6 protein-coding genes are annotated in these 6,623 nt (G+C 53.5%); 1 reads left to right on the top strand and 5 read right to left on the bottom strand.

The window, feature by feature from the left end; all coding sequences use genetic code 11:
- Positions 1-64 precede the first annotated feature (64 nt).
- From ACOJWD_RS06705 to cdaA, 5 genes are all read right to left on the bottom strand, one after another.
- Positions 65-334 (bottom strand): hypothetical protein, encoded by a 270-nt coding sequence (locus tag ACOJWD_RS06705; protein ID WP_486992453.1) that lies wholly within the window; start codon positions 332-334, stop codon positions 65-67.
- 167 nt (positions 335-501) lie between these two features.
- Positions 502-2,316 carry a glutamine--fructose-6-phosphate transaminase (isomerizing) gene (glmS, locus tag ACOJWD_RS06700; RefSeq protein ID WP_486992452.1) on the bottom strand — a complete coding sequence of 605 codons (1,815 nt, stop codon included), beginning with the start codon at positions 2,314-2,316 and terminating at the stop codon, positions 502-504.
- A gap of 183 nt (positions 2,317-2,499) precedes the next feature.
- Complete coding sequence (gene glmM, locus ACOJWD_RS06695) at positions 2,500-3,840, bottom strand: phosphoglucosamine mutase (RefSeq protein ID WP_486992451.1); 1,341 nt, start codon at positions 3,838-3,840, stop codon at positions 2,500-2,502.
- A 53-nt stretch (positions 3,841-3,893) separates the two neighbouring features.
- A complete protein-coding gene (locus tag ACOJWD_RS06690; RefSeq protein ID WP_486992450.1) occupies positions 3,894-4,832 on the bottom strand; it encodes a CdaR family protein in 939 nt (312 codons plus the stop codon).
- Positions 4,829-5,686, bottom strand: a complete 858-nt coding sequence (gene cdaA / locus ACOJWD_RS06685) for a diadenylate cyclase CdaA (protein ID WP_486992449.1) — start codon at positions 5,684-5,686, stop codon at positions 4,829-4,831. The genes ACOJWD_RS06690 and cdaA overlap by 4 nt, the downstream gene beginning before the upstream one ends.
- A gap of 131 nt (positions 5,687-5,817) precedes the next feature.
- Between cdaA and ACOJWD_RS06680 the strand changes: the two genes are divergently transcribed.
- A partial coding sequence (locus ACOJWD_RS06680) for an ABC1 kinase family protein (RefSeq protein ID WP_486992448.1) occupies positions 5,818-6,623 on the top strand: 806 nt, incomplete at its 3' end.

Here is a 6,623-nt window from a genome sequence, read left to right as displayed (position 1 = left end):
CCGGTTATCGAATAAACCGGACCAAAAAACCGAGCAAACCAGCTAAATCTTGAGAAAGGATGCGCTAGCGAAATTCCACGAAGCTTGGGACAACCTCGTACTGGCGAGCCACCTCCATGCGATATTGCGTCACCTTTTGCTGCCGACGCCACGCGGGCACGTAATCCCAAGCCTCGGTCACCACCTCTGCGCCCCGACGGATGTCAACGACGAAGTCCGTCCACAGCACCACATGGATTATAGCGCTTCGGGGAAAGATAATTTTGGAAATTTTGGGTGCCCACAATAAACCAAGGCCGCAGTCCACCGGACTACGGCCTGGAACCCTCTCCATGGTTTCTTCCCACAAGAATGCTAGTTTTCGTTCTCCAAAGCGAAAGTGTTTAGGAGCCGGATCGGCGTCCCTTCCAAAGCGAACAAGTTTAAGTGAAAGCGAAGACCTTTAAACCAAACCGAAGCTCTTTAGCTTTAGATCCAACATCCCCATGTTGCGCTTTCCGTCTATTCTACCGTCACGCTTTTAGCCAGATTACGAGGTTGGTCCACATCTTGCCCTCGCAGAACCGCCGTCCAATAAGCCAATAACTGCAAAGGTAATGCCGCAATCACTGCCCCTAGCAAAGGGTCCTGAATCTGAATGGGAATACGATGATCCACCGGAAGTATGTGTGGCAAGGCATCATCCACGATGGCCCATACCTCAGCCCCTCGGGCTTTCACCTCGAGAATATTCGAAATAGTCTTTTCCGCGACCGCCCTCTCCGTGACAATGGCCACCACCGGCGTTCCCTCCTCAATAAGAGCCAAGGTTCCGTGTTTCAACTCTCCTGCGGGGTAGGCTTCCGCATGGTTATACGCTATCTCCTTAATCTTTAGCTGTCCTTCCATGGCCAGTGCGTAGTCAATGCCGCGCCCAATATAAAAGACGTCTGAATTCTCAGAAAGATGTTTTGCCATCGCTTGAATGGAGTCCATGGTACCAAGCATCTCCTGTCCAAGAAGTGGCAGGGACAATAATCCTCTGACCAAGTCTGGCCGTCCCATGTCCCGCATATCAGCAAAAGCCAAGGCAATTAATGTCAAAACCAATATCTGCGTGGTATACGCCTTGGTGGACGCCACCGCGATCTCGGGTCCAGCATGGGTATAAACGACCGCATCGCTCTCTCTAGCCACCGTCGATCCCACGGTATTCACAATCGCATACGTCGGGATCCCGTGGCTTTTAGCCAAACTCAGACAAGCCAGGGTATCAGCGGTCTCCCCAGACTGCGAGATGACAATGACGAGCGTGCCTGGGGAAAAAATAGGCGTAGCATAGCGGAATTCAGAGGCCACCGCGACGTCTACCGGAATCCGACTGAGCCGTTCAATCAACGCTTTTCCAACCAGTCCCGCGTGATAGGCGGTGCCGGCCGCCACAATCTGGATGCGGTTCACCTCAGCCATCATTTTTTCGGTCAGCCCTAATTCCGACACAACCACGTGATCGTCCGAGGTTCTCCCGAGAAGGCAGTCACCCCACACTTCTGGCTGCTCCATAATTTCCTTCAACATGAAGTGCGCATATCCTCCACGTTCAGCTTGACGAATATCCCAGTCCACCATCAGGATGGGACGATCGACCGTCTTGCCATCCATCGTGCGCACATCCACCGATTGTGGGGTAATAATGGCCATGTCGCCATTTTCGAGCACCATCGCCTTGCGCGTGGCACTAAGGAACGCACTGAAGTCGGAAGCCAGATAATTGGCGTCGTGACCCAGTCCAATCACCAATGGGCTTGATCGTCTCACCGCCACAATACGGTCGGGTTGGGTACTCGAGATGGCTAAAAATGCGTAGGCGCCTTGAAGTCGACGCTCGGCTTTTTGTACAGCCGCTACAATATCGTCGCGTCCCCCATATTCTTCGAGGAGATGGGGGATTACCTCTGTATCGGTGTCAGACTGAAATTGGTGGCCCGCTAACTCCAGTTCCCGCTTTAACTCTTGGAAGTTTTCGATGATGCCGTTGTGCACGGTCGCGATGGTACCGGTACAATCAGTATGCGGATGCGCATTTTGATCAGTGGGACGACCATGAGTGGCCCAGCGCGTGTGTCCGATACCACAGGGGACATCACTCGGCATTTCGCCGATGACTCCCGCCAGTACGTTCAATTTCCCCTGGGCCTTTTGCAAGTAGAGCCGCCCTTGTGCGGCTAAGGCAATCCCAGCGGAATCATACCCACGATATTCGAGTCGTTTCAAACCATTAAATATAAACGGTAGAGCTTCTCCCTGCTCCCCGACGAAGCCGACGATTCCACACACGATGACTCGCCTCCTATAGAGTTGAGTCGGTCTCAGCCGCATGGTTTTGTGACGTTCTTACGAACTGACCTTTGTCCATGATTTAACGGCCGCTGAGAAGCCGGAGGTCACCCGCCGAACTTTCGAGATCCCTCTCCTCGTCAACCCCATTCACCTTAGGGTTCCGGCGCTCTATCCCTGCGTTTATGCCTTAGCCGACTCCAAAGCTTCACGCACTCCCGCTTCGAGCCGGTGAGCCCACTCATCAATCATATCCACATCCCTCCCTTCAAGCATGATACGCAGTAACGGCTCCGTTCCCGAAGGGCGAATCAATACTCGTCCGTCTTCGCCTAACGCCGCTTGTGCCTGTGATACATTTTCTTCCAATCCCGGTATCGTTGTCCAGTCGGAAATGGGCGACTGCAAAGGAACATTTTTCAGGACTTGAGGATAGCGCTCTACGGGCGCCACCGCATCGGCAAGAGAGATCCCAAGAAATGTTACCGCGGAGATTAATGCCAGCCCCGTCAAAAGCCCATCGCCGGTGTGAGTCCACTCGTTCAAAATCACATGCCCTGATTGCTCGCCGCCCAATGTGGCATCCTGTTGACGCATCGCACGCGCCACCCAGCGGTCTCCCACCGGTGTACGTTCCAGTCTTATGCCGCGGTCCAACAGCGCCCGTTCCATGCCAAGATTACTCATGACCGTCGCCACCACTAAGTCCCCGGTAAGCTTCCCTTGCCCCTTTAAAAATTGCGCTAGCACAAAGAGAATCTCATCCCCATCCACAATCCGTCCGTTATGATCCACCGCAATCACCCGGTCCGCGTCGCCATCGAAGGATAGTCCCAGTGCAGCACCGCGCTTGAGCACTTCTTCACGGAGAACTTCCGGATGAGTCGCCCCGCATCCCACATTAATGAGCTCCCCTAAGGGTTCGTGATTGATGACTGTCACCGGTACCCCAAGCGTCTCAAAGATAGCGGGGGCAGTAGCCCCAGCAGCCCCATGCCCCACATCGAGCACAAGATCGAGCGGCGGGATTTTCCCTGCAAAGAGGCTCGCCAGATGACGGAGATAGAGATGTTTAGCCGACCCACTATAATCGAAAGAACGGCCAATGCGATGCCGATCCGGGCTCGGCCAATCCTTGCGATCGATGGCTTCTTCGACGTGCGCCTCATCTTCTGGCTCCCACTTCCGTCCTTGCGGGGTGATGAGCTTTATTCCATTATAGTGCGGAGGATTATGGGAGGCGGAAATCATGACACCGGCGTCTGCCTGCATTGCTCCCACCAGATACGCTAAGGCGGGGGTTGGGATAACGCCGATCAAGAGGACGTCCACCCCACACTCCATGAATCCTGCTGCCAGCGCGGCCTCCAGCATTGGACCTGAGATACGCGTGTCGCGCCCAATCAAGACACGCGCTGGACGCGTCAACTGCTGAGCGGCTCCGCGTGCCACATCTCTGGCCAATTCCGCCGTCAGCTCCTCATTGGCGATCCCTCGCGCCCCATCCGTTCCAAACAAAGCCAAACCGATCCCGTCCTTTGCCCTGTTATATGAATTATCATTCGTATCACAGCATATTATGAATTCTTGGTGATGGTGACCGTTACCGTAATTTCCCCAGAGGAGACCAAGCTAGTGCCTTTTGGCACGGTAACTGGTACCACTTCAGTAAATGAATTGGTCTTTCCTGCCACATTGACTGGAATCGTATAAATATGCGTCAAGCCCTTTAGGCTACTGGTTGTGCCCGACACCGTCACAGACGAAGGATAGACCGAAATTTGACTCACTGAGTACCCGGTCGCTGGTTGACCCGACAGTTGACTTATCACCGCCAGTGTCGCCTGTGGCGGGATTTTTTGAATGGTGGTGTTAACGGTCGCCGTAGCAGGATTGACCTCCACCTTCGGAACCACCTTACCGCGCGCATTCACGGGATTTAGAATGATCTGTTCAATAAAATTGCCGTTATGCTTAGTCAATTTTACTGTCCCTACCACCGAGCGCACCTGACTGAGCGCACTCACCGAGCCAGAAATGGTCGCAGTCTGCAAATTGGTGGTATAGCCCGACAGCTCAAATCCTGTGGCGGGCTTCCCTGAAAGATGAACGTCCACTGGCACCTTCTTCTGACCCAACCGCGCCACGGTGACCTTCACACGCTGCGGCACGACGCTCACTAAACTGGTCCCTTGCGGGACCGATGCCGCCACCTTGAGCGAGTATGTTCCCGAATGGGTCAACTTCGCTAAATTGACCCACGCATCCACATCGCTTGGCGCCGACGACGAATCGACCGAAGCGGGAGGTCCGGTAATCCCCACCGTCACCGTGCTGGGACTAATCGACAACACCGTTAAATGCGGATTGGGCGTCGCATAGCCGACCGCCACACTATTAATCGGGCGAGAAATATTGTGTGCCGTCGATGGTTGCGCCTGAAACCAAATAAATATGGCCACGATCACCGATAAAATCTTTAACACCGTATTGTTCTCTAGTAGCCGATCCATCATGATGGTCCACTCCGATGCCAAATCCGTAATGAATTGTGTGGCCGACTTTGCAGATAGCGGGCGAGCATCTCTCGGAGCGCACGGTCTTCCAGTCGCCGATAGAGTCGCCCCTCAGCGGCAATTGACACCCAGCCCGTTTCTTCCGATACCGCCACGGCAATCGCATCAGACTGCTCACTAATGCCAATGGCAGCCCGGTGGCGGCTACCTAATTCACTGCCGGGCTGCGCGCTATCTGTCAATGGCAAAAAGGCCGCTGCCGCCACTACCCGATCACCACGAATAATAGCAGCGCCGTCGTGGAGCGGAGTATTGGGCACAAAAATGTTCTCCAATAAGGCGGCACTCACCAGAGCCCCAATCGCCGTTCCGGTGGAGACGTACTCTTGGAGTCCGGTCTGCCGTTCCATGATGATAAGAGCTCCAGTGCGACTACGCGACAGACGATCGGCAGCACGCGCCACTTCATCAATCACATGGGAAACATCCACCTCGTCGCGATTCAGCAAGGTGTCGGTAAAAAACCGTCCCTGCCCCCATGGCTCAAAAAACCTGCCACGTCCCAATTGTTCTAGTGCTCGCCGTAACTCCGGCTGAAAAACAATCGGCAAGGCCACAATCAGCATGGTCTGAATATCCTTGAGCACAAAGTGGGTCGCACTCAAATGCAGCCAATTTGATACCGGGACCGCTAGCAAAAGCAATATAATCCCCTTGATCAGTTGCACAGCACGTGTGCCGCGAATCAAGAGAAACAAGCGATATACCCCATACGCTACGATAGCGATATCAACAATCGATATCCCCCACGAAAGCGGTGTCTTGGGTGTAATACTCTCTAAAAACGATAACACGCTGGCATCACCCGCGTTAAGAATTCCTCCCTTAGGTTACCACAGTTCGTCCCCTTCTCCATATCGGAGCAGAACATAAGAAGACCAGATTTCGGTATGTTAGACTATTTTTAGCAGGGAGGGAAGAATACATGTCAGAAATGAGTTCCCGCCAACGGCGCTCGAACACCTCAGTCTTATGGCGGAGCTATCGGATCACCTTCCTATTTGCCTCTATTATGATGGAGCTCCTCTGGTACTCTCTTACCTTAAGGAGCCAACCACCGGATGTCGCCGAACCCAAATTGAACCGGTTGTACCACCGTCAAGCAGTGCGTTTTCGCAAACAGGCCGAAGAGATGGGCGGGCTTTTAATTAAGGTCGGGCAATTTCTTTCCAGTCGGGTGGATCTGTTGCCCAAACCCTATTTGGAGGAATTGGCGCAACTACAAGATCATGTGCAGGCGGCCCCGTGGAGCGACGTTCTCCCTCAAATCACTCAGGAATTAGGGCCGCTCAATCAATACTTTATCGCCTTTGAAGAAACCCCGGTGGCGGCAGCCTCGTTGGGCCAAGTGTATGAAGGAATCCTCATCACCGGTGAGCACGTGGCGGTAAAAGTTCAGCGACCGAATATTACCAGCATTGTGGAGGCCGACCTTAAGGCATTACGCTGGGTCGTGGCACTGGCCACGCGATTTACCACCTTTGGTCGTACCTTTGACCTGGTCACAGTGCTAAAGGAGTTTCGGCGCTTGGTATTTGAAGAATTAAACTACCAACATGAACTCCAAAACACAGAGCTACTTCGAGAAGATTTGTCCCATCAACCGGATGTCATTGTTCCTAAAACCTTCCCCGAGCTTTCCACAGGGCGCATTCTAGTGATGGAGTTTTTTTCGGGGATTAAGATTGACCGAGTGGAGTCCTTAGAAAAGGCCCACATCGCCCCGCAATT

This window comes from Sulfobacillus sp. TH-112 (assembly GCF_057473405.1).
This window is presented reverse-complemented; position numbering and strand designations above follow the sequence as displayed.